At 71.5% G+C, this 20,469-nt stretch carries 15 protein-coding genes and 1 tRNA gene; 8 read left to right on the top strand and 8 right to left on the bottom strand.

Annotation, left to right across the window (positions count from 1 at the left end):
* Window positions 1-59 precede the first annotated feature (59 nt).
* A complete protein-coding gene (locus CR470_RS00925; protein WP_097865655.1) occupies window positions 60-2,141 on the top strand; it encodes an MFS transporter in 2,082 nt (693 codons plus the stop codon).
* Between the two features lie 19 nt (window positions 2,142-2,160).
* On the opposite strand, the gene CR470_RS00930 is transcribed toward CR470_RS00925, so the two are convergent.
* Window positions 2,161-3,057 (bottom strand): ATP-grasp domain-containing protein, encoded by an 897-nt coding sequence (locus tag CR470_RS00930; RefSeq protein WP_179892074.1) that lies wholly within the window; start codon window positions 3,055-3,057, stop codon window positions 2,161-2,163.
* A 155-nt stretch (window positions 3,058-3,212) separates the two neighbouring features.
* Here CR470_RS00930 and CR470_RS00935 point away from each other — a divergent pair, with 155 nt between their 5' ends.
* Window positions 3,213-4,091 carry an aminoglycoside phosphotransferase family protein gene (locus CR470_RS00935; protein WP_097865656.1) on the top strand — a complete coding sequence of 293 codons (879 nt, stop codon included), beginning with the start codon at window positions 3,213-3,215 and terminating at the stop codon, window positions 4,089-4,091.
* 205 nt (window positions 4,092-4,296) lie between these two features.
* Here the strand turns inward: CR470_RS00935 and CR470_RS00940 are convergent, their stop codons facing one another.
* Together CR470_RS00940 and CR470_RS00945 are read right to left on the bottom strand one after the other, a co-directional pair.
* Window positions 4,297-5,271, bottom strand: a complete 975-nt coding sequence (locus CR470_RS00940; protein WP_097865657.1) for an SDR family oxidoreductase — start codon at window positions 5,269-5,271, stop codon at window positions 4,297-4,299.
* Between the two features lie 52 nt (window positions 5,272-5,323).
* Window positions 5,324-5,944, bottom strand: a complete 621-nt coding sequence (locus CR470_RS00945) for an NADPH-dependent F420 reductase (protein WP_097865658.1) — start codon at window positions 5,942-5,944, stop codon at window positions 5,324-5,326.
* Between the two features lie 337 nt (window positions 5,945-6,281).
* Here CR470_RS00945 and CR470_RS00950 point away from each other — a divergent pair, with 337 nt between their 5' ends.
* Window positions 6,282-7,193 (top strand): LysR family transcriptional regulator, encoded by a 912-nt coding sequence (locus tag CR470_RS00950; RefSeq protein ID WP_097865659.1) that lies wholly within the window; start codon window positions 6,282-6,284, stop codon window positions 7,191-7,193.
* 330 nt (window positions 7,194-7,523) lie between these two features.
* Here the strand turns inward: CR470_RS00950 and CR470_RS00955 are convergent.
* Window positions 7,524-7,596, bottom strand: a tRNA-Arg gene (locus tag CR470_RS00955).
* 332 nt (window positions 7,597-7,928) lie between these two features.
* The gene (locus tag CR470_RS00960; protein ID WP_097865660.1) at window positions 7,929-9,377 is read right to left on the bottom strand and encodes an alanine/glycine:cation symporter family protein; all 1,449 of its coding nucleotides are present in this window, start codon (window positions 9,375-9,377) and stop codon (window positions 7,929-7,931) included.
* An 858-nt stretch (window positions 9,378-10,235) separates the two neighbouring features.
* On the opposite strand from CR470_RS00960, the gene CR470_RS00970 reads away from it, so the two are divergent.
* A complete protein-coding gene (locus tag CR470_RS00970; protein ID WP_097865661.1) occupies window positions 10,236-12,053 on the top strand; it encodes a class I adenylate-forming enzyme family protein in 1,818 nt (605 codons plus the stop codon).
* On the opposite strand, the gene CR470_RS00975 is transcribed toward CR470_RS00970, so the two are convergent.
* Window positions 12,040-13,317 carry a M6 family metalloprotease domain-containing protein gene (locus CR470_RS00975; RefSeq protein WP_097865662.1) on the bottom strand — a complete coding sequence of 426 codons (1,278 nt, stop codon included), beginning with the start codon at window positions 13,315-13,317 and terminating at the stop codon, window positions 12,040-12,042. The genes CR470_RS00970 and CR470_RS00975 overlap by 14 nt on opposite strands.
* Before the next feature lie 267 nt (window positions 13,318-13,584).
* Between CR470_RS00975 and CR470_RS00980 the strand changes: the two genes are divergently transcribed.
* Together CR470_RS00980 and CR470_RS00985 are read left to right on the top strand one after the other, a co-directional pair.
* The gene (locus CR470_RS00980; RefSeq protein WP_097865663.1) at window positions 13,585-14,280 is read left to right on the top strand and encodes a TetR/AcrR family transcriptional regulator; all 696 of its coding nucleotides are present in this window, start codon (window positions 13,585-13,587) and stop codon (window positions 14,278-14,280) included.
* Between the two features lie 314 nt (window positions 14,281-14,594).
* A complete protein-coding gene (locus CR470_RS00985; RefSeq protein ID WP_097865664.1) occupies window positions 14,595-16,118 on the top strand; it encodes an MFS transporter in 1,524 nt (507 codons plus the stop codon).
* Window positions 16,119-16,166: 48 nt separating this feature from the next.
* Here CR470_RS00985 and CR470_RS00990 read toward each other — a convergent pair whose 3' ends face one another.
* Window positions 16,167-16,679 (bottom strand): MarR family winged helix-turn-helix transcriptional regulator, encoded by a 513-nt coding sequence (locus CR470_RS00990; protein ID WP_097865665.1) that lies wholly within the window; start codon window positions 16,677-16,679, stop codon window positions 16,167-16,169.
* Window positions 16,680-16,931: 252 nt separating this feature from the next.
* On the opposite strand from CR470_RS00990, the gene CR470_RS00995 reads away from it, so the two are divergent.
* Together CR470_RS00995 and CR470_RS01000 are read left to right on the top strand one after the other, a co-directional pair.
* Window positions 16,932-17,714 (top strand): dioxygenase family protein, encoded by a 783-nt coding sequence (locus CR470_RS00995; RefSeq protein ID WP_097865666.1) that lies wholly within the window; start codon window positions 16,932-16,934, stop codon window positions 17,712-17,714.
* 509 nt (window positions 17,715-18,223) lie between these two features.
* Complete coding sequence (locus tag CR470_RS01000; RefSeq protein WP_097865667.1) at window positions 18,224-19,225, top strand: sigma-70 family RNA polymerase sigma factor; 1,002 nt, start codon at window positions 18,224-18,226, stop codon at window positions 19,223-19,225.
* A 146-nt stretch (window positions 19,226-19,371) separates the two neighbouring features.
* On the opposite strand, the gene CR470_RS01005 is transcribed toward CR470_RS01000, so the two are convergent.
* The gene (locus CR470_RS01005; RefSeq protein ID WP_257138307.1) at window positions 19,372-20,469 is read right to left on the bottom strand and encodes a helix-turn-helix transcriptional regulator; all 1,098 of its coding nucleotides are present in this window, start codon (window positions 20,467-20,469) and stop codon (window positions 19,372-19,374) included.

The following is a 20,469-nucleotide window of genomic DNA, read 5'->3' on the forward strand; positions in this document are numbered from 1 at the left end:
GGACGCTGGGACGCGTCCCTGAAGAGGTACGGGGCCGGCGCAGGACGGGGAGAGCCGTAGTGACCACCGCGGAGCCGAAGCCCGGCCGCGAGGCGGACGAGACCACAGGGGCCGGGGGCGACGCCCTGCACGTTCGCGTGCCGTCCCCCCGTGTCCCGGACTCCGCTGAGACCCGGGATTCCGGGCAGCCTGCGGATTCCGTGGAGTCTCCGGACTGCCTCGACTCTCCTGGTCCCTCCGATCCCTCCGATTCCTCTGATCCCTCCGACCCCTCCGATTCCTCTGATCCGTCTGATCCGTCTGATCCGTCTGATTCTCCCGGGTCTCCCGAACCTGATGCCGCCGTGACCCCTGATCGGTCTTGTTCCTCCGTGGCCGCTGAGCCCCCCGGGGCCGCGGGTCCCGCCGCTCCCGGGCCGTCTTCCGCCAGGGCCCGCCGGCTGCTGCGGCACCCCGTCACCATCGCGACAGCCGCCGCCGCCGTCGCCCACCTCCTCTGGTTCTTCTTCTTCGCCAACACGGGCGGCGACATCGCCGCGCAGGACGCCTGGGCCGAGTTCGTGGGCCGGCACCCCGGCACGGCGTACAACCTGGCCTGGTACGGGGGCATGCACCCCGTCTCGTACAGCGTGGTCTCGCCCTACCTGATGTCGCTGCTCGGCGTCCGTACGACGATGATGATCGTCGGCACGGTCTCCTCCGCGCTGACCGCGCTGATCCTCGTGCGGGTCCCGGCCGTCCGCAACCCGCTGGCCTGCTCGCTCGCCGGGGTCTTCGCGTTCCTGTGCAACGCGCTGTCGGGACGGGTGACGTTCGGGCTGGGCATGATGTTCGCCGTCGGCGCGGTGGCCGCGGTGTTCTGCTGGCCCTACCGCTGGCGGTACAAGCGGTGGGCCAAGGCCGCTGTCGCCGCCCCGCTCGCCGCGCTCGCCACCGCGTCCAGCCCCGTCGCCGGACTCTTTCTGGGCGTCGTCGCGGCGGCGCTGTTCCTCCACAAGCGGCGCCCCGGCGCGTACGCGATCGGGCTCGCCCCGGTGGCCGTGGTGGGGCTGTCCGCCTGGCTGTTCCCGTTCTCGGGTACGCAGCCGATGTCGCTCGGGACGCTGTCGCTGCCGTTCGTCTTCGCGGTCCTCGTGTACGTCCTCGTACCGCGCGACTGGAGCACGGTCCGCACCGCCGCCGCCGTCTACGGGCTGGGCACGCTGCTCACGTACGTCATCGACTCGCAGATCGGGTCGAACATCACGCGCATGGCGATGCTGTTCGCCGGGGTGGCGCTGCTCGCCGCCCTGCCGTACGCGGTGCCGCGCAGCCGCCGTTGGTACGTCCTGGTCCTGGCCTTCGTGGGTCTCAACTTCTGGATCGGCTTCAAGGGCGTCGACGACATCGTCCGGACCGCGCCCGCCGCGTCCTGGAACCGCGAACTGGCCCCGCTGATCAACCAGCTTCAGCAGGTGGAGGCGGAGCGCGGCCGGGTCGAGGTGGTGCCCGCGAGCAGTCACCGCGAGTCATCGGCGCTCGCCCCGTACGTCAACCTGGCGCGCGGCTGGAACCGCCAGGCGGACATGAAGCGCAACCCGCTCTTCTACGACGACACGCTCGACCCGGTGAACTACCGGGAGTGGCTGGACCGCTGGGCCGTGCACTACGTCGTGCTGCCCAAGGACCGGCCGGACAACGGGGCGATCCAGGAGGCGGAACTGGTCGAGCAGGGGCAGCCCTACCTGCGCGAGATCTGGGGCGACGCGAACTGGAAGCTCTTCCGCGTGCTGGACCCTGTGCCGCTGGCCGACCCTCCGGCGACGGTGGAGCGGGCAGGCGCGGACGAGCTGACGATCACGGTGAAGTCGGCGGGCCGGGTGCTGATCCGGATCCCGTACACCCGCTGGCTCGCGCTCGTCGACGAAGAGGGCAAGAGCGTGGAGCGCCCGCTGGAGACCGAGGAGTCGAAGGAGCGGTCGCAGCTGGACGACACCGCACCGAAGACGTATCTCAACACCCACGGCTGCCTGAACAAGGTCGAGGAGGGCCCGTACGGCGACGAGTGGACCGAACTGCTCGCGCCGCGACCGGGCGTGTACCGGCTGGCGGCCCCGTACCAGCTCCAGCCGGGCACGCCCTGCCCCGAAGAGCTGAGCTGACGGTCCTCCGGCTGCGGCTCTACCGCACGAAGCCGCGGTCGTGCGGTGACAGGTCCGTGGCGGGTCCGGCGGCGCGGAGGACGGTGTCGAGGGCCCGGTCCGGGTCGGCCGAATAACATCCGCTCGCCCAGGCGGCGTTGGCTTCTATCACGGCCCATCGGCCCTCGTCGTTCCGGCCGACGTCGACGACGATCGCGGACGGCAGGGTCTCCCCGGCGGTCGCGAGGACGTCCCGCCCGAAGGCGAGCGCGTCACCGTCCGGCGGCCCGAGCCGCAACCGGCCGGCCTCGGCGTACTGCCCGGCGGCGTGGACGGCCCCGTCGAGCAGATGGAGCCGGTACTCGACGGCGAACGTCATCACGTCGCTCACCAGCACCGGGGTCGCCGGATCCACGGCATCCGGTCCGGGCAGCCGGGACCCGTCCGCATACACGAGCGCCGAAATGCTCTTGTCGTTGGGTGACTTGACGAAGGCGGGGCGTCGCAGCCGGTACGCCTCGCCGATGGGCATCGACAGGATCTCCCGCCGGGTGAGAGCCCGCGGGAGCCGCGCGAGCCAGTCGGCGGGGGCTTCCAGGAGCGCGACCCCGAGCGCGGGGGCCACGACGTCGGCGAAGGAGGGCCCGGCGTGCAGATGCACGGCATGACCTTCGCCTTCGGTGCCCCCGGTGTTTTCGGTGCTGGCGGTCCTGCCGGGATCTGCGGTCCTCCCGGTGCCTGCGGTCAGCCCCGCTTCCTCCAGCCACCCCGCACCCTCCGCCCACCTCGCCCACCCCGGGCTTCCCAGCCCTTCCGGTACGGCGGAGGCCGTCGCCTCCACGATCCGCAGCCCGCGCCGCAGCGCGCTGGCACGCAACGTGCGGGCGGAGGCGGTGAGCCGGGGCGGGAGGACGAGGATGCGCGGCGGGGAGGTCATGGCCGCAGATCCTCCCGTACGGGGGCGCCGCGCCGCACCGGTTTTTCCGGCACGGCAGGGGCGGGACGGGGCCGGCGGGAACGCGGGGCCGGAGGGCCGGGTGGGGGGAGGGAGCCACGTTGTGCGCGCCCGGGCCCACCTGGTTCGATCGCCGCATGATCATCGAACCGTCACTCGTACACGGCCTGATCGCCGCCCAGTTCCCGCACTGGGCGGACCTGCCCGTGGAGGCGGTCGGCGCGAGCGGGACCGCGAACGCCATCTACCGCCTGGGCGCCGACAAGGCCGTACGGCTGCCCCGTACCGAGGGCAGTGCGGCGGATGTGGCGACGGAGCACCGCTGGCTGCCCCTGCTGGCATCGCGGCTGCCCTTCCCCGTACCCCTCCCGCTGGTCCAGGGAGTTCCGGACAAGACCTTCCCCCGGCCCTGGTCGGTCTGCACCTGGCTGGACGGGACGAACCCGGGGCCCGGCGACGGCTCTTCGGCCTCCGACCTGCTCGCGGCCGATCTGGCGGAGTTCGTGCTGGCGCTGCGCCGCGTCGACCCGGCGGACGCGCCGCCCGCCTACCGCAGCGAACCGCTGGCCTCCCGCGACCCGGCGACCCGCGAGGCGCTCGCGGCCCTGGACGCGGTCCTGGACCGGGCGAGCGCCACCGCCGCCTGGGACGAGGCCCTGACCGCGGAGCCCTTCAGGGGTCGGCCCGTCTGGGTGCACGGGGACCTCCAGCCGGGCAACGTCCTGGTCGCGGAGGGCCGCCTCACCGCGGTCATCGACTTCGGCTGCACCGGTGTCGCCGATCCCGCCGTCGACCTGATCGCGGCCTGGTACCTGCTGACGGCCGGGGCCCGGGAGACGTTCCGTACGGCGGTCGCGGCCGACGACGCCACCTGGACGCGGGGGCGGGGCTGGGCGTTGTCCATCGCCCTGATGGAGCTCGCGCACCTCCGGGACACGAACCCGGTGATGGCGCGGATCGCGGCGCACGTGGTCGACGAGATCCTGGCCGAGGGGCGGGGGAGGGCCCGGGGCTGACGGAGTGCCGGCCCCGGAACCCCGGCCCGGCCCCGGACCGGCCCGCCGGGCGGCTGGAACCGAGTGACGCGTTCGGCCACCCGCACACGGTCGACAGCACGGGGCAGGAGTTCCGGTGCGGTCAGGCACTCCCGCCAGCGTTCCCCTCTTCCTGGGCAGCCGTCGGCCAACCATTCCGGCGGGTCCTGGAAGAGCCGAACCCTATTCATTCACCGGGTGTGTGGTGATGCGGATCCCTGTCGTCGGTCGCGGAGAAGTAATGGCCGTTGTCCATGTCGGCGAGCAGGCCGGGCTGAGTGGGTTCCCAGCCGAGGGCCCGGCGGGTGATGAGGTTGGACGCCGGATAGTTCTGCGTGACGATGTTCGCGAGGAAACCAAAGTATCCCGGCACCATCAGGACGTCCGCGGGAATACTCACGGCGGGCAGGCCCAGACGGCTTCCGATGGCCTCGGCGATCTCGCGGAACGGGATGGCCCCGTCCCCGACCGCGTGCCAGTATGTGCCGCCCGGCCCTTTCTCCAGCGCCAATCGGAACAAGGAAGCGGCATCGCGGGTGTGCACGGCGTTCCACAGGTTCGCGCCGTCTCCGGGGTAGCCGACGACCCCCTTCTCCTTCGCCAGCGCGATCAGCGTGGGGAGGAAGCCGGTACGGTCGGTCGTGCTGTGCGCGATGTTGGCCATCCGTACGACCGAAGACCGCACTCCGCGCTCGGCGAGGCCGATCACGGCGGTCTCCACGACGTTACGGACCCGCAGCGTGCCCCTGTGCTCGTCGCCGCCGGGAAGGGCCGGGTCCTCCTCGGTGGCCGGCCGGCCAAGGTGCTGGCCGGGTGAGCCGATGCTCCCCGCCGCGACCAGTGGCTTTCCGGTTCCCGCCAGCGCCTCGCCGTACGCGAGCATGACCGAGAGCTCCGCGGCGGCCACGGCGTCGATCCCGCCGGACGGGAGCAGGTCCTGCCTGTGCGCGACGTGGATGACGCCGTCGGAGTCCGCGGCCGCCTCCTTGAGCCCGTCGAGATCCCGGAGGTCGCCGCGGCGCACCTTCGCGCCGAGCGCGGACAGCGCCGCCGCGGCCGTGTCCGATCGGGCCAGGCCGGTGACCTGGTGCCCGGCGGCGATGAGTTCGGGGACGATGCTCGAACCGGAATGGCCGGTCCCACCAGTGACGAAAACGCGCATGCTCACGGTCCTTGTGTTCGATGGGGCGCGAGAAGTGGTGGTGCGGGCGCGTTCAGGCAGATGTGTTGATGCCGAGCGTGAAGTCGAAGCTCCCCGCGCCGTAGCGGCCCAGGCCGATCATCACCAGGCCCGTCCCCTCCAGCCAGCGCGCCATGCCCAGGGGGCCGGTGTCCATCGGCCGCAGCCCGAGGCTCTTGATGAAGGCGTCGACAGTTGCCTTGGCCTCCGCGTCGTCGCCGGCGATGAGTACGTCCAGCGGTTTGCCCTGCGCCAGCATGTGACCGAAGACGGTGTTGAACGCCTTCACGACGTGCGCGCCGGCGGGGGCGGCCTTGGCGATCTCCTGCGCGCCGGAACTGCCGTCCGGGGTGAGGAGGCCCTGGGAATCGGGGGAGACGGGGTTGGTGATGTCGATGATGACCTTGCCGTGCAGCGCGTCCCCGTACTCGTTCACCACCGTCGCCGCCCCGGCGTACGGCACGGCGAGGATGACGATGTCCCCGGCCGGGACGGCTCCGGCCGTCCCGACAGTGGCGCCGTCGAGCGACCCGGCCAATTCCTTGGCCTTGGCCGGGTCGCGGCCGATGATCTCGACGGCGTTGCCGCCGGCGAGCGCCCGGGCGGCCAGAGCGGCGGCCATGTTCCCCAGGCCGATAACGCTGATGCTGCTCATGGGTGTGCCTGCTTTCTGAAGCTGGACGGGACGACATTCCTGTCCCGTCGTTGTTGACGGTCGTGTCGTCACCGCTGTCGAATGACGCGGCGGACAGCGCTCGATTCCCGCTGTGCGCATTCTGGGCCTGCGTGCTGCTGTCGAATCCGGCTCGATTTCCGGCTTGATTTCCGGCACTGATTTCCGGCATCGATTTCTCGTGCCGAATTCGTGTGCCGAATTCCCTTCGGCCCGTCCCCGTTGGTACCTCTGCAGGTTGTCATCGTCCTGATGGGGTGTCCAAGACTTCTTTTAGTCCCGGTGATACCCTGGAGGTATCACCGGGCCGGGAGGCGCCATGGATCTGGACCTGCGCAAACTGCGCTATTTCGTCGCCGTGGCCGACCAGTTGCATTTCAGCCGCGCCGCCGATGAGCTGCACATCGCACAGCCGGTGCTCAGTCGGCAGATCCGCGCGCTGGAGCGGGATCTCGGCGCCTCGCTGTTCACCAGGGGCCGCCACGGTGTGGCGCTGACCGACGCGGGCCGACAACTCCTGGCCGATGCCGGTCCGCTGCTCGCCTCCGCGCACGCGGTCCGCCGCCGGGTGACCGTGGCGGCGCGCGGCAGCCGGCGGCTGACGGTCGGCTTCCGGGCGGGCGTCGCGGTCATCCCGGCGGCGCGGGCGTTCGAGGCCCGGCACCCGGACGTGGTCGTGGACGTACAGCGGATCGAATGGGGCGACCAGGCCACGATGCTGCTCGACGGCCGCATCGACGTCGGCTACGTGCGGCTGCCCATCGACGAGACCGGCCTGCGCGTCGTCCCGCTCTACACCGAGCCGCGGGTCGCGGTGCTGCCCGCCGGACACCGGTTGGCCGGCAAGGAGGCGGTCACCGAGGCCGACCTGGCCGGTGAGCCGCTGGTCTGGCACGCCGACCCGAGCACGCAGCCCACCAGGCGCCCGCACCCCAACGCCGGGTACCTGGTGCGCGGGGTGGACGAGACGCTCGAACACGTCGCGGCCGGCCGGGGCATCTCGTTCCTGGCCCGTTCGGCGACCGTGTTCTACTCACATCCGGACATCAGCTACGTGCCCATCCCGGACCTGGCGCCCGACCAGGTGTGCCTCGCGGTGGCGGCCTCGCGCACCTCCCCGGTGATCGATGACTTCCTCACCGCGGCTCAGGCGATGGCCGAGACCACAGCGGAATGTGGGAACTACGAAATGTGGCAGCGCGGAGGCGATGCCGTCGCACAGCACGGTTGAGCAGCCCGACCGACAACAGCAGCACCGCAGCGCCACCTGAGGGAAGCGGCCACAGCGGCGGGGAAGACAGCGCCACCTGAGGGAAGCGGCCACAGCGGCGGCGAAGTCGTTGAGCTCGGGTGAACCGCTTGTGCGGCAGCCCGGGCCCGACGCGGACGCGGAGCCATCGGGTCACGGGTCACGGGCCTCGGTTTCCCGTCGGGCCGTCGCCGGCGGTCTCCCGCGTACGCTCACGCACCCCCCGCACGCAAACGGCCCCGGACGAGGAGTCCGAGGCCGAGCAGAAGCCCTCCCCGGGGGTGGACCCCAGGGCGGAGCGGTAACGCGTTGTGCCCCCGGCAGGATTCGAACCTGCGACACCCGCTTTAGGAGAGCGGTGCTCTATCCCCTGAGCTACGAAGGCCGGGGCTTGCCGAAAACCTTGCCGGAAAACCCAGTGGGAATGCCGGGCGGAGTGAGGCAAACGCCCTGGTCATACAACCCTGTGGCGGTGCGCGGTAGGGATCCGGAAGGACACTTTCCCGAGCAGGCGCACTGGAGGCCGACTGACCGCTGACAGCCTAGCGGATAGGGATTGCGGAGGTCGCCCCCGTTGCCGCTGTGCGCCGCAGTACCTTCGCGCCGCAGCTCGACACGGTACCTGGGACTCGGGCCCGACCTCGGAATACCAGAGGGCGGCACCCCTCCCGGGATGCCGCCCTTCGATGCCTACGGTCGCGCGGGGGCGCGTCCGGGTCAGAGCGAGCCGACCGGCATCCGCCCCTGCGGTGTGGCGTCCTGGTCCGACGTGCCCCAGCATTCCACCTCGCCGCGCAGGCCCGGAACCCGGTCCTTGCGGAAGACCGGGTCGAGGCCTTGGCGGCGCTGGGTGAGGTAGTCGTCGAGGAGGCGGAAGGCGACCGCACTGAGGGGGATGATCGCGATCAGGTTGACCAGGGCCATCGCGCCCATCGTGACGTCCGCGAGGCTCCAGACCAGCGGGACGGAGCCGATCGCGCCGAGGACGGCGCAGGCGATGACCATCGCACGGTACGTGCTCATCACGCTCTTGCTGCGGGTGATGAACTGGATGTTGGACTCGCCGTAGTAGTAGTTACCGATCATGGAGCTGAAGGCGACCATGAAGACCACGAGGGTCAGCAGGTGACCGGCCCAGTCGCCGAGCGCGCTGGTGAAGGCGGCCTGCGTGACGTCCGCGCCGCCGCGCTCACCGAGGGTCGGGTTGGCGGAGAGGATCACGAAGGCGGTCATGGTGCAGATGACCAAGGTGTCGAAGTAGACGCCGAGGGCCTGGACCAGGCCCTGCTTGACCGGGTGCGTGGTCTCCGCGGCCGCGGCGGCGTTCGGGGCGGAACCCATGCCCGCCTCGTTGGAGAACATGCCGCGCCGCACGCCCTGCAGGATCGCCGTACCCACGGCGCCGCCCGCGACCTCGCGGAAGCCGAAGGCGCCGCCGATGATGTCGCCGAGCATGCCCGGCACGTTGCCGAGGTTGAGGAGCACGATGACCGCGCCGGTCAGCAGGTAGAGCGCGGCCATCACCGGGATGATGACCTTGGTGACGGCCGTCAGGCGCTTCACGCCGAAGAACACCGCGAGCGCGAGCAGCACGGCGAGCACGCCGCCGAGGACGGGACTGAACCAGGAGGCGTCCGAGCCGAAGGAGCCCTTCGTGGCCACCGTGATCGTGTTGGACTGCACCGCGGTCAGCACGAACCCGAACGTCAGCGTGATCAGAACGGCGAAGACCACGCCGAGCCAGCGCATTCCGAGAGCCTTCTGCATGTAGTAGGCCGGGCCGCCTCGGTACGTACCGGGCTCGGTGTCGCGCACCTTGTACAGCTGGGCCAGGACCGACTCGACGAACGCCGAGGCTCCGCCTACCAGGGCCATCATCCACATCCAGAAGACGGCTCCGGGGCCGCCCATGGTGATCGCGGTGGCCACACCGGCGATGTTGCCGGTGCCGATCCGCGCGGCGGCGGAGATGGTGAAGGCACCGAAGGGGCTGACGCCGGACTGCGGCTTGTCCCTGACGACCCGCAACATTTCCGGAATCAGGCGGATCTGCACACCCTTGGAGCGCAGCGTGAACCAGACGCCGGCGACGGCGACCAGCGGAATCAGCAGGTATGTCCAGAAGACGTCGTTGAGCTCGACGACCCAGGTTTCCAACGTGCCCATGTGGATGTACCCGGTTCCTTGTGAGTCGGGGAATCGGCCCGGTCTCTGCGTGCGCGTACAGGTCGTGTACGGAGCGGAGGGTCGGCCCGGACGGAGCGGAGCCGAATACTCCGCAAACGACAGGACTCTAGGCCGGGGTGACCGCCCCTGCCTATGGCCCCGAAAGTGGTCTATCTCATATAAGCCCGATATGGGCGGGAAACCCCCGGCCGCGGCCGTCGTCAGAGCGGGTCGCCGACGCCCCCTCCGCCGTCGGCTGCCGGTGCCGGCTTGCCCACCGGTCTGTTCTGTTCGACGGGACGTGTCCGCGTCATTGGGCTGCGGAGGATGTCGAGGCGTATCGCCGTCCAGGGTCGCGCGCCGGCTGCGGGCCGCGCCGAGACCTCGTCCTCGTTGTGGAGGAGGCCGTCGCGGAGGTCGATGACGGCCGGGGGACGGCGTCTCGCCTGACGCCGGTGGGCTCGGGCGGCAGGCAGTGCCCGCGGTGGCGCCGCTGTGGCACGGCGGCGTTCGACGGCCTGACGCAGGAGCGGCCCGGTCCACGTCAGCCCACCCGCGGATCGGCGCACGCGGAAGGCGTCGGCCGGTCGTCCGTCGCGAGGGCTCCCCTGGAGCATGGGGCCCTGTTCCTTGCTGATGGACATCGACGTCGCGCAAACACAAGGCGATTGGCCCGCCGCCATGAACGGGCGCCGGCCAGGGTGTCGTTGCGGGACGTCCTGCCCGACTTCGCCGACGAACTCGTCGGGCGGACGACCCTCCCGGATCCGTGCGCGCCGCTCGTCCGGCCTTGGCCCCGCGCCCCCGTCCGCATAGCGTCTCGCGTAGCAGCCAGCGTCAGCGCGAGAGAGGCCGTCCGTGCCGCACACCCACCCGTCCCCGCCCCCGGCCCCCGAAGACGCCGGGGCCCCCGCGGAACGCGCCCGGCGCGCCGCGCGCATCGAGGCCTCCCTCACCGCGCCCGGCGCGCCCTTCGCCGTGGTCGTCGGCGAGCAGGGGACGCCGGAGTACGCCGACGGGCCCCGTACGCTGCGGGAGTTCGTGGAGACCACCTGGGCCTACCGGGACGCGCCGTTCCTCGTCGCCGGTGAACAGCGGTACTCCTACGCCGAGTTCTTCGCCGCCGCCTCCGCCCTCGCCGTACGCCTGCGGGAGCGGTACGGGCTGGAATCCGGCGACCGGGCCGTGATCGCGATGCGCAACCACCCCGAGTGGCAGATCGCCTTCTGGGCCGCCCAGTTGGCCGGTCTCGTCGCCGTACCGCTCAACGCCTGGTGGACCGAGGAGGAGTTCGGCCACGCACTGGAGGACTGCGAGCCCGGGGTGCTCCTCGTGGACGGGGAGCGGCTGGGGCGGGTCTCCGGCTGGGCCCGGCGGACCGGGACGCGCGTCGTCCTCTTCCACGGGGACCACGGGGACCACAGGAACCACGGGAACCACGGCGAGGTGGACGACACCGGGCTCGCGACCGGGCTGCGCGTCGAGCGGTACGAGGAGTTTCCCGCCCCCGATCCACTGGCCGCGCCGCCCGACGTGGAGCCCCGGCCCGAGGACGACGCCACGATCCTCTACACCTCCGGCACCACCGGCCGTCCCAAGGGCGCGGTGGCCACCCAGCTCGCCCAGGCCGGGGCCGCGCTCAACCCCCGCTACCACGCGGCGGCCTCCGCGCTGGCGCGCGGTGTCATTCCGGGGCAGGGGCCCGCCCCCGTCTCCCTCATGACGTTCCCGTTCTTCCACGTTGCCGCGTTCACCGGCTTCTACGGTGCGATGGCGGTCGGCGGAACCCTCGTCCTGATGCACAAATGGGACGCGGACGAGGCGCTGCGGCTGATCCGTGCGCACGGCGTCACGCACTTCGCCGGGGTCCCTGCCACCGGCCTCCAGCTGCTGGAGGCCGCGGAGCGGGCCGGGGACGGGCTGGAGAGCCTCACGCTGTTCAGTACCGGGGGAGCCCCCGCCCCGCCCGCCCTGATCGCCCGCCTCACCTCCCGGTACGGCGAACGCGTCGAGCCCCGCAACGGCTACGGGCTCACCGAGACCAGCGGCGGGGTCCTCGCGCACTTCGGGGACGAGTACCGGGCGGAGCCGGGCGGCGTGGGACGGCCCACCCCGGTCACGGAGGTGAGGGTCGCCGGGCCGTCGGGCGAGGAGCTGCCCGACGGGGAGCCGGGGGAGCTGTGGCTGCGCGGCCAGTCGCTGTTCCGCGGCTACTGGCGCGACGCGGCGGCGACCGAGGAGGCCTTCGGCGAAGGCGGCTGGTTCCGTACGGGGGACCTCGCCGTACGCCGCGAGGGGCGGGTCTCCATCGTCGACCGGCTCAAGGACGTCGTGATCCGGGGCGGCGAGAACGTGTACTGCGTCGAGGTCGAGGGCGTCCTGCACGACCACCCCGACGTGGCCGACGCCGCCGTCCTCGGCGTCCCGCACCCGGTGCTGGGGGAGGAAGTGGCGGCCGTCGTCCGGCCGCGCCCCGGGGCCGGGGTCACCGCCGGGGCCCTGCGCGAGCACGTCGGCGGGAGGCTCGCCGCCTTCAAGGTGCCCGCCCGGGTGCTGTTCACCGACGAGCCGCTCCCGCGCAACGCCACCGGGAAGCTCCTCAAGCACCGGCTCCGGGCCTTCGTGGAGTCCGATGCGGCGTGCGCTCCGGGCGCCGAGCCGCTCACGGGCGTGTGACCCGCACCCGGTAGGCGCCGTCCTCGTCCTCGTCCAGCACGGATATCCGTACGCCGTTGGCCCGGTCGATGAAGGTCTGGCCGGGGCGGAACGGGGCGTCGGACAGTTCCGCGTGCACGTTGGGGCGGCGGGTGCAGCCGCCGCTGTCCTCGGTGGCGTCGGCGACGGAGACCGGGCCCTGGCCGGTGTCCACGTCGGAGCTGACCTTGTAGATCAGCACCCCCGGTCGGCAGACCGCCTCGTCGTTGCCCGCCGCCGTACGGACCTCCACGGCGTAGCCGGACCGGTCGCTCAGCGGGACGAAGGCGAGCTTGGTGCCGCCCTCGGTGGCCAGCGGGCCGAGCGTGTGCTCGCTGACGCCGGGCTGCGAGGCGCAGCTGATCTGCTCGTTGTCGAGCCAGCCGAGCTTCCACTTGTGCCAGGCCAGGAAGTCGTTGTTGGCGCCCCAGTCCTCGGACATGATGTCCCAGTGCCCGACCGAGCCGCCGCCCTCCATGGTGTAGAGGTCGGGCAGTCCGAAGACATGGCCGTTCTCGTGCGGCAGGACGCGGTAACCGGTCTCTGCGTACGACCCCGATCCGTCGTCCTGGCGGCTGTAGACGAACGACGTGTTGGAGAGCGGGACACCGTCCGCCGCCGGGGCCTCGTCGTTGCCGGAGAAGGTCACCGAGAGCACGGTGTCCAGCGCGGAGGGGCCGGCGTTCGGGCTGACCAGGACGTTGACCAGGTCGTACGCGGAGAAATCGACCCGGGGGTCGGCGGCCGCGACGATGTCCTTCACCAGCTGGCGGTAGCCCGGCTCGAAGGGTGAGCCGCGCTCTATCCCGTACTCCGTGAACGCCATCGGCATCCGCAGCCAGTCCTTGACGGGGGCCTCGGGCCGGTAGACGAGCCGGCCGTAGGAGCTGGCCCTGAACCACTCGGAGGTCTGCGGGAAGAACTCCGCGTACCGGTCGGTCGCGGGTTCCGTTCCCTCCGCGTCCGGGAAGTCGATCATCAGGTTGAGCGCCTTGATCTCGCCGGTCGACCGGGCGTAGCCGGGCGGGGTCGGCAGGCCCTCGGACATCTGCACGCCCATGGTGGCGGAGATCCGGCACGGGGCGAGCGCGGAGTCCTGGCTGGTGGCCGCCGGGCCCGCCGAGGCGCGGCCGGTGGTCGGCAGGGTGGTGCTGGCCGAGGCCATGGCCGCTATGACCAGCGCGGTCGCTCCGGCCAGGGCGACCGGGCGGCGGTGTCTGCGTATCCGGTGGCGGGGCTGCTGCATCGAGGCGCCTTCGGGGTCCGCGGCAGTCGGCCGACCCCTGACTGCGCTCTGGCGATCAGCCTGTGCCGGGTGGTCCGGGGCCGCTCGCTGGGTGCGCCGATCGGAGGGTTTTCCGCCAGAAGCGATGTGGTTCAGGTCACGTTCTGGCGGGAAATAAGCGGGGACCCTCTCCCCGTTTGCATACGTGTCCCCGCTAAACGGGGAAATGGTCCCCGGTTACCGACGGGCGCTGACCGGCTACACAGAGGGAAGGGAAGGAGCGTCGTCGTGGAGACCGTCGCCGAGACCGCCGCGAAGAGCAACGCACCGGCGGCCGCCGAGAGCACCCCACCGGCAGCACCCTGCCGGGCGCCCCGCCCGCGCGCCGACGCGCTGCGCAACCGTGAGCGGATCGTCACGGCGGCGCGCGAGCTGTTCGTCGAGTTCGGGCCGGACGTGGCGCTGGACGATGTCGCACGGCGAGCGGGCGTCGGCAACGCCACGCTCTACCGGAACTTCCCCGACCGCGTCGCGCTCACCCACGAGGTCGTCCTCGCGGTCACCTCCCGCACCACCCTCCGGGCCGAAGAGGCCGCCGCCACCGAGTCCGACCCGTTCGCCGCGCTCAGCCGCTTCGTGCACGCGGCCGCCGACGAACGGATCGGCGCCCTGTGCCCGATGCTCTCCGGCGTCTTCGACAAGGACCACCCCGAACTGCTCGCCGAGCGCCGACGCCTCGAAGAGGCCGTCGAAGGGCTCGTGGCGCGCGCCATGTCCGCGGGGCGGCTGCGTACCGACATCGCCGTCGGTGACGTACTCGTCGCCCTCTCCCAGCTCACCCGGCCGCTCCCCGGCATCGCCTGCCAGGGCATCGACCGGTTCACCCACCGTCATCTGCAGTTGTTCCTGGACGGACTGGAGACCCCGGCCCGCTCCGAACTGCCCGGATCGGCGGCGACCTTGGAGGATCTGCGGCGCCCCTGACGCCCGCGACGACCTGAAACTTCCGGCCCTGTCCCGCCCTCACCGGTCACGCCCGCGGGCGTGTGCGTGTCCCCGGCCGCCCGACGCCGACGCCTGTCCGTCACCGGGAAACGCCCTCCCGCGTACATCGTTCCCGCGTACATCGTTCCCGTGCACGCCCTTCCCGCGTGCGTCCTTCCCGCCCACGTGGACAGCTGTGTCCACCTACGCGTCCCACGAACCCACGTCATCCCGTCGCGCGTACATCAGCACGTACTCCGGCGCCCACTTCGCGACGCCCCGGCGTCCTCGCACGTCCTTAGGTGACTACACCCATGTCAAAAACGGCTGACACCGCCCTTCCCGATCCGAGCCGCTGGAAGGCCCTGGCCTTCATCGCGCTCGCCCAGCTGATGGTCGTCCTCGACGCGACCATCGTGAACATCGCGCTGCCCTCCGCCCAGACCGACCTCGGCATATCCGACGGCAACAAGCAGTGGGTCATCACCGCCTACGCCCTCGCCTTCGGCGGGCTTCTCCTCTTCGGCGGCCGGATCTCCGACCTCTGGGGGCGCAAGCGCACCTTCGTCGTCGGTCTGATCGGCTTCGCGCTGGCCTCCGCGCTCGGCGGTGCCGCCCAGAACGAGGCGATGATGTTCGGCTCCCGGGCCCTCCAGGGTGTCTTCGGCGCCCTGCTCGCCCCGGCCGCCCTCTCCCTGCTCGCCGTGATGTTCACCGACGCCAAGGAGCGCGCCAAGGCGTTCGGCATCTACGGGGCCATCGCCGGTGGCGGTGGCGCGGTCGGGCTGATCCTCGGCGGCTTCCTCACCGAGTACCTGAACTGGCGCTGGACGTTCTTCGTCAACATCCCGTTCGCCATCGTCGCCGCCGCGGGCGCGTACTTCGTGATCCGTGAGCCGTCCGGCACCCGCAACCGCGCACCGCTGGACATCCCCGGCGTCGTGCTCTCCACGCTCGGCCTGGTCGCCCTGGTCTACGGCTTCACCCGCGCCGAGTCCGCCGGCTGGTCGGACGCGGTGACCGTCTCCATGTTCGTCGCCGCCGCCGTGCTGCTCATCGCCTTCGTCGTGACCGAGGCGCACGTGAAGTCGCCGCTGCTGCCGCTGCGCGTCCTCACCGAGCGCAACCGCGGCGGGGTCTACCTCTCGCTGGGTCTCGCCATCATCGCGATGTTCGGGCTGTTCCTCTTCCTGACCTACTACCTCCAGGTCGTGAAGGGCTACTCCCCGGTCAAGACCGGCTTCGCGTTCATGCCCATGATCGTGGGCATGATCACCGGGTCCACCCAGATCGGCACCCGGCTGATGACCCGGGTCCCGCCGCGCCTGCTGATGGGCCCCGGCTTCCTGGTCGCCGCGGTCGGCATGCTGCTCCTGACCCAGCTGGACCTCAACACCAGCTACGCGGCCGTCATCCTGCCCGGCATGCTGCTCCTCGGCCTCGGCATGGGTACGGCGTTCATGCCGGCGATGTCCCTGGCCACGCACGGCATCGAGCCGCGTGACGCCGGGGTGGCCTCCGCGATGGTCAACACCTCGCAGCAGGTCGGCGGCGCCATCGGCACCGCCCTGCTGAACACCATCGCCGCGAGCGCCACCACCGCGTACGTCGCCGATCGCGCGGCCGGTGCCACGGACCCGCAGCTCCTGGAGCTCCAGGCCATGGTCAGCGGTTTCGCCGCCGCGATCTGGTGGGCTGTCGGCATCCTCGTGGCCGCCGCCGCCATCGCGATCGCCCTCATCAACACCGGCCGCCCCGGAACGGGGTCCGGCGGGACGGACGACGCGTCCGGCGCGGGTGCCGAGGAGGAGTTCAGGATCCCGGTGGTCGCCCACTGACGACGGCGGTACCTTCCCCGCCCGGTAGTTCTTCTGCCCTGGTTCCGCTCAGCGGAGCCAGGGCAGATCCGCGTCCGTGCCCTCCGGCTCCAGGCCGGTGGCGATCGCCCGCATGATCTCTCCGAGGCTGCTCACCTGCTCGGGCGTGAGCCGGTCGAACATCGCCTGCCGTACGGCCTCGACGTGGCCCGGCGCCGAGCGGCGGAGCATCGCGTAGCCGTCGTCGGTGAGCACCGCGTTCTGGCCGCGCTTGTCGGAGGGGCATTCCTCGCGGCGTACCCAGCCGTTCTTCTCCAGCCGGGCGATGGCGTGCGAGAGCCGGGAACGGGTGATCTTCGCGTTCCGGGCCAGCTCCGTCATCCGCATCCGGCGGCGGGGGGCCTGCGCGAGCTGGACGAGCAGCCCGTAATAGATGTGCGGCATGCCGGCGTCGCGCTGCAACTGGCGGTCGAGGTGATCCTCCAGCAGCGTGGTGGCCTGCAGATAGGCGCGCCAGGCGTGCTGCTCCTCGTCGGTGAGCCAGCGCGGCGCGCTGGTGGATGCCATGGTCATGTACTCCACTGTACGACCTTTTCTTGAAAGTTTAACTAGATAGAGTTAAGGTCTCCGGAGGTAGGAACTTGAATTTTCAAGAAGCCTGCCCGGCAGGTCCCCGCAGGGGATCCGAAGGGGTTTCACAGGGCCCCTGAACAACGATCCCTCATATGGCCTCGGGGAACTCCTGCTCGGCCGAACGCGTGACCGGAACCAGTGCCCTGTGCGCCCAACGCGGCGCCCGTCGCCCTGGCGCCGCGTCCAGTGGATGGGAGTGCCATGACAGTCACCGCGGAGCGGATGCCCGCCCTCTACCTCTCGCACGGCGCACCGCCGCTGGCCGACGATCCCGTCTGGCCCGGTGAACTCGCCGCCTGGTCCGCGGGGCTGCCCCGCCCCCGCGCGATCCTGATGGTCTCCGCCCACTGGGAGGAGGCCCCGCTCGCGCTCGGCGCCACCGGGACCGTGCCGCTCGTCCACGACTTCTGGGGCTTTCCCGAGCACTATTACGGCGTGCGTTACGGGGCCCCCGGCGCGCCCCGGCTCGCCGACAGCGTCCGCAAGCTGCTGCGCGGCGCCGGTACGCCGGTCCAGGACATTCCGGACCGCGGCCTCGACCACGGCGCGTACGTACCGCTGGTGGAGATGTTCCCTGACGCCGACGTTCCCGTACTCCAGATCTCGCTGCCGACCCTCGACCCGCAGAAGCTGATGGACGTCGGGCGCAAACTCGCCCCCCTGCGCGACGAGGGCGTTCTCATCGTCGGCAGCGGCTTCTTCACCCACAACCTGGCCGCTCTGCGGCACCGGGGCGGCGGCGTTCCCGGCTGGTCGGCGGAGTTCGACGACTGGGGCGACCGCGCGCTGCGGGCCCAGGACGTCGACGCGCTGATCGACTTCGAGCACACGTCCCCGGCCGGGAAGCTGGCCCACCCGCGCACCGAGCACTTCGCGCCGCTGTTCGTGACGCTGGGCGCGGCCGAGGACGAGCTGGACCGGGGGCGCAGCGTCATCGACGGCTTCTGGATGGGGCTGGCGAAGCGCTCGGTGCAGTTCGGCTGAGGGGCTCCGGGCACGGCGGGGAAGGTCAGGGCCGCTGCCGGAGTATGCGCTCAGGCGCCTCGTCGAGGGTGCCTGTGGTGTCGGCGGTCGTGCGTCCCGTGGCCGGGGCCTGCGGTCCGGCGCGTAGTGGACGCCCTGAGCAACCCGGACGCCGCCCCGGCCGTCTTCCGGGGTGGGAGCAACGGCCCTCCCCGGTGCCGGGAGGCCGGGCGGGGCGCGTCGGGTGGGGCGCAGTGCGACGTGCAGGTGAGCGCCGTCTCATGCCCGCGCCGATTCCGGGTACCCGGTCGGAGTGCCGCGAAGGGGCCGATCGTCCCCGCTACCGGCTCTGACCTGCGCGTCCGGCGGAATCCGGAAGCGGAATCCAGCGGTCGGCGCCGGACAGGGTACTGCATGATCGCGAAAGTGAATGTGCGGCATGGGAATTCTGTCCGGATTCCAGTCGTTGTTTCCAACGGATGCAGGGCACCTCGAAAGGGTGTCGCGACCTACTCAGCAAGGGAGCACGCATGGCAACCCGTGCCGTCGCCCGTCGTACGTCCACCACCTCCGGTGGGTCCGGCCGGGCAGGCAGTGTTCGCGCCGTGGGCGGAGAAATCGCCGATCGCGACCTGGTCGGCATGTACCTGGACGAGATCGCCCGCACACCGCTGCTCGACGCCGCCAAGGAAGTCGACCTCTCCCAGACCATCGAGGCGGGCGTCTTCGCCCAGCAGATCCTCGACGGCGGGGTGGAGAGCGCCGTCGGTGACGCGAAGCGTGAGGAGCTGGAGGCGCTGGTCGCCGAGGGCGAGCGCGCCAAGGACATATTCATCCGTTCCAACCTCCGGCTCGTCGTGGCCGTGGCCCGCCGCTACCCGCGCGCGGGGCTCCCTCTGCTCGACCTCATCCAGGAGGGCAACGCGGGCCTGGTGCGCGCGGTCGAGAAGTTCGACTACGCCAAGGGCTTCAAGTTCTCCACGTACGCCACCTGGTGGATCCGGCAGGCCATCACCCGGTCCATCGCCGACCAGTCCCGCACGATCCGGCTCCCCGTCCACCTGGTGGAGGAGCTCGGCCGGATCCGCCGGGTCCAGCGCGAGTTCAACCGCGAGAACGGGCGCGACCCGGAGCACGCGGAGATCGCCGCCGAGCTCGACTCCAACGCCGAGCGCGTCGGCAACGTCCTGGACTGGGCCCGCGACCCGGTCAGTCTCAACATGTCCGTGGACGACGACGGCGACACCCAGTTCGGGGACCTGCTGGAGGACACCTCCGCCGTCTCGCCCGAGCAGTCCGTGATGACCCTGCTCCGCAGTGAGGAGCTGGAGGACCTGATCGGCAAGCTCGACAACAGGACCGCCTCGATCATCAAGATGCGGTACGGCATCGAGGACGGCCGGGAGCGGACACTGACCGAAGTGGGCAAGCAGCACGGCCTCACACGGGAGCGGATCCGCCAGATAGAGAAGCACGCACTGCTCGAATTGAAGCGAATGGCTCACGACACGGGCTTTGACGCTGCGGCGTGAGCCAATAACCCGTAATCTCCCCATCAAGCCGGTTCGCACCGGCCGACCGACCGGGTCATTCCGGTCACCCGACCGGTTTTCACCGGTCCCTGAGCTGAGCCCCGGCGCCCACCCCCCCCGGCGTCGGGGCTCATCCCTGTTCCGGGTCAGCCGCCGGGCGCACCCGTTCCGGGGTGGCCGGGGACCGGTCCTGGCCCGGGTCCGGTCCTGTTCCGCGCCGCCCCTCCCTCCGGGGCCGGGGCCGGGGCCGGGGCCGGGGCGAGGGAGGCGCGGGTCAGCCGGGCGCCGAGGCTCTCCAGGTACGCCACCAGTTGCGGCGGCCCGTGCGCGGAGAACTCGCAGTCCACCAACGCCAGCCGCAGTGCCACCCACTCCAGCGAATCGGTGCACGAGGCCCGCAGCCGGCAGGCGCCCTCACCGTCCGGCTCCGGCGTCCCGAGATGCGCGGGCAGCCGCGCCGCCACGAACTCCGCCGGCGCCCCGAACCACACATCGAGGCACAGCTCCGGCTTCATCCGTCTCATCGACCGGGCCAGGAACTTCGCCGCGTCCCCGCTGCCGGCGTCACTCCCCGCGCCCTCGACGGGCAGCGGCCTCGGCGCGAACCTGGCCCCCGTCGCGTGCGGCTCGCCGACCCGGTCCACCCGGAACGTACGCCAGTCCTCCCGGTCGAGGTCGTACGCGACCAGGTACCAGCGCTGCCCGGTGCTCACCAGCCGGTACGGCTCGACCTGCCGCTTCGTCCGGGTGCCGTCGCCGCTGCGGTACGCGAACCTCAGCCGCTCCCGCCCGGTGGCCGCCGAGGCCAGCGTCGTCAGGGTCCGCGGGTCGATGGTGGCGCCGTCGCCCCGGGTCAGCGGCACCGTGGCGTTCTGGAGCGCGGAGACCCGGTGCCGCAACCGGGAGGGGAGCACCTGTTCCAGCTTCGCCAGCGCCCGTACGGAGGCCTCGTCGACGCCCTCGATCGCGTGCCCCGCCCCGGCCCGCAGCCCCACCGCGATGGCCACCGCCTCCTCGTCGTCCAGCAGGAGGGGCGGCATGGCGGCGCCCGCCACCAGGCGATAGCCGCCGACGGAGCCGCGTGAGGCCTCGACCGGGTAGCCCAGGTCGCGCAGCCGGTCGACGTCGCGGCGGATCGTGCGCGGACTGACATCGAGCCGCTCGGCCAGCTCGCCGCCCGGCCACTCGCGCGGGGTCTGGAGAAGCGACAGCAGTTTCAGCAGTCGTGCGGGGGTGTCGGACAT

The organism is Streptomyces sp. rh34 (assembly GCF_002551245.1).
In the GTDB taxonomy this organism is placed as follows: Bacteria; Actinomycetota; Actinomycetes; order Streptomycetales; family Streptomycetaceae; genus Streptomyces.

What these genes read in the sequence shown, in the direction of transcription:
- CR470_RS00930 (WP_179892074.1), bottom strand. Translation starts at nt 3,057, where the DNA reads ATGACCTCCCCGCCGCGCATCCTCGTCCTCCCGCCCCGGCTCACCGCC.
- CR470_RS01005 (WP_257138307.1), bottom strand. Translation starts at nt 20,469, where the DNA reads ATGTCCGACACCCCCGCACGACTGCTGAAACTGCTGTCGCTTCTCCAG.
- CR470_RS00960 (WP_097865660.1), bottom strand. Translation starts at nt 9,377, where the DNA reads ATGGGCACGTTGGAAACCTGGGTCGTCGAGCTCAACGACGTCTTCTGG.
- CR470_RS00975 (WP_097865662.1), bottom strand. Translation starts at nt 13,317, where the DNA reads ATGCAGCAGCCCCGCCACCGGATACGCAGACACCGCCGCCCGGTCGCC.
- CR470_RS00985 (WP_097865664.1), top strand. Translation starts at nt 14,595, where the DNA reads ATGTCAAAAACGGCTGACACCGCCCTTCCCGATCCGAGCCGCTGGAAG.
- CR470_RS00945 (WP_097865658.1), bottom strand. Translation starts at nt 5,944, where the DNA reads ATGAGCAGCATCAGCGTTATCGGCCTGGGGAACATGGCCGCCGCTCTG.
- CR470_RS00950 (WP_097865659.1), top strand. Translation starts at nt 6,282, where the DNA reads ATGGATCTGGACCTGCGCAAACTGCGCTATTTCGTCGCCGTGGCCGAC.
- CR470_RS00940 (WP_097865657.1), bottom strand. Translation starts at nt 5,271, where the DNA reads ATGCGCGTTTTCGTCACTGGTGGGACCGGCCATTCCGGTTCGAGCATC.
- CR470_RS01000 (WP_097865667.1), top strand. Translation starts at nt 18,224, where the DNA reads ATGGCAACCCGTGCCGTCGCCCGTCGTACGTCCACCACCTCCGGTGGG.
- CR470_RS00995 (WP_097865666.1), top strand. Translation starts at nt 16,932, where the DNA reads ATGACAGTCACCGCGGAGCGGATGCCCGCCCTCTACCTCTCGCACGGC.
- CR470_RS00935 (WP_097865656.1), top strand. Translation starts at nt 3,213, where the DNA reads ATGATCATCGAACCGTCACTCGTACACGGCCTGATCGCCGCCCAGTTC.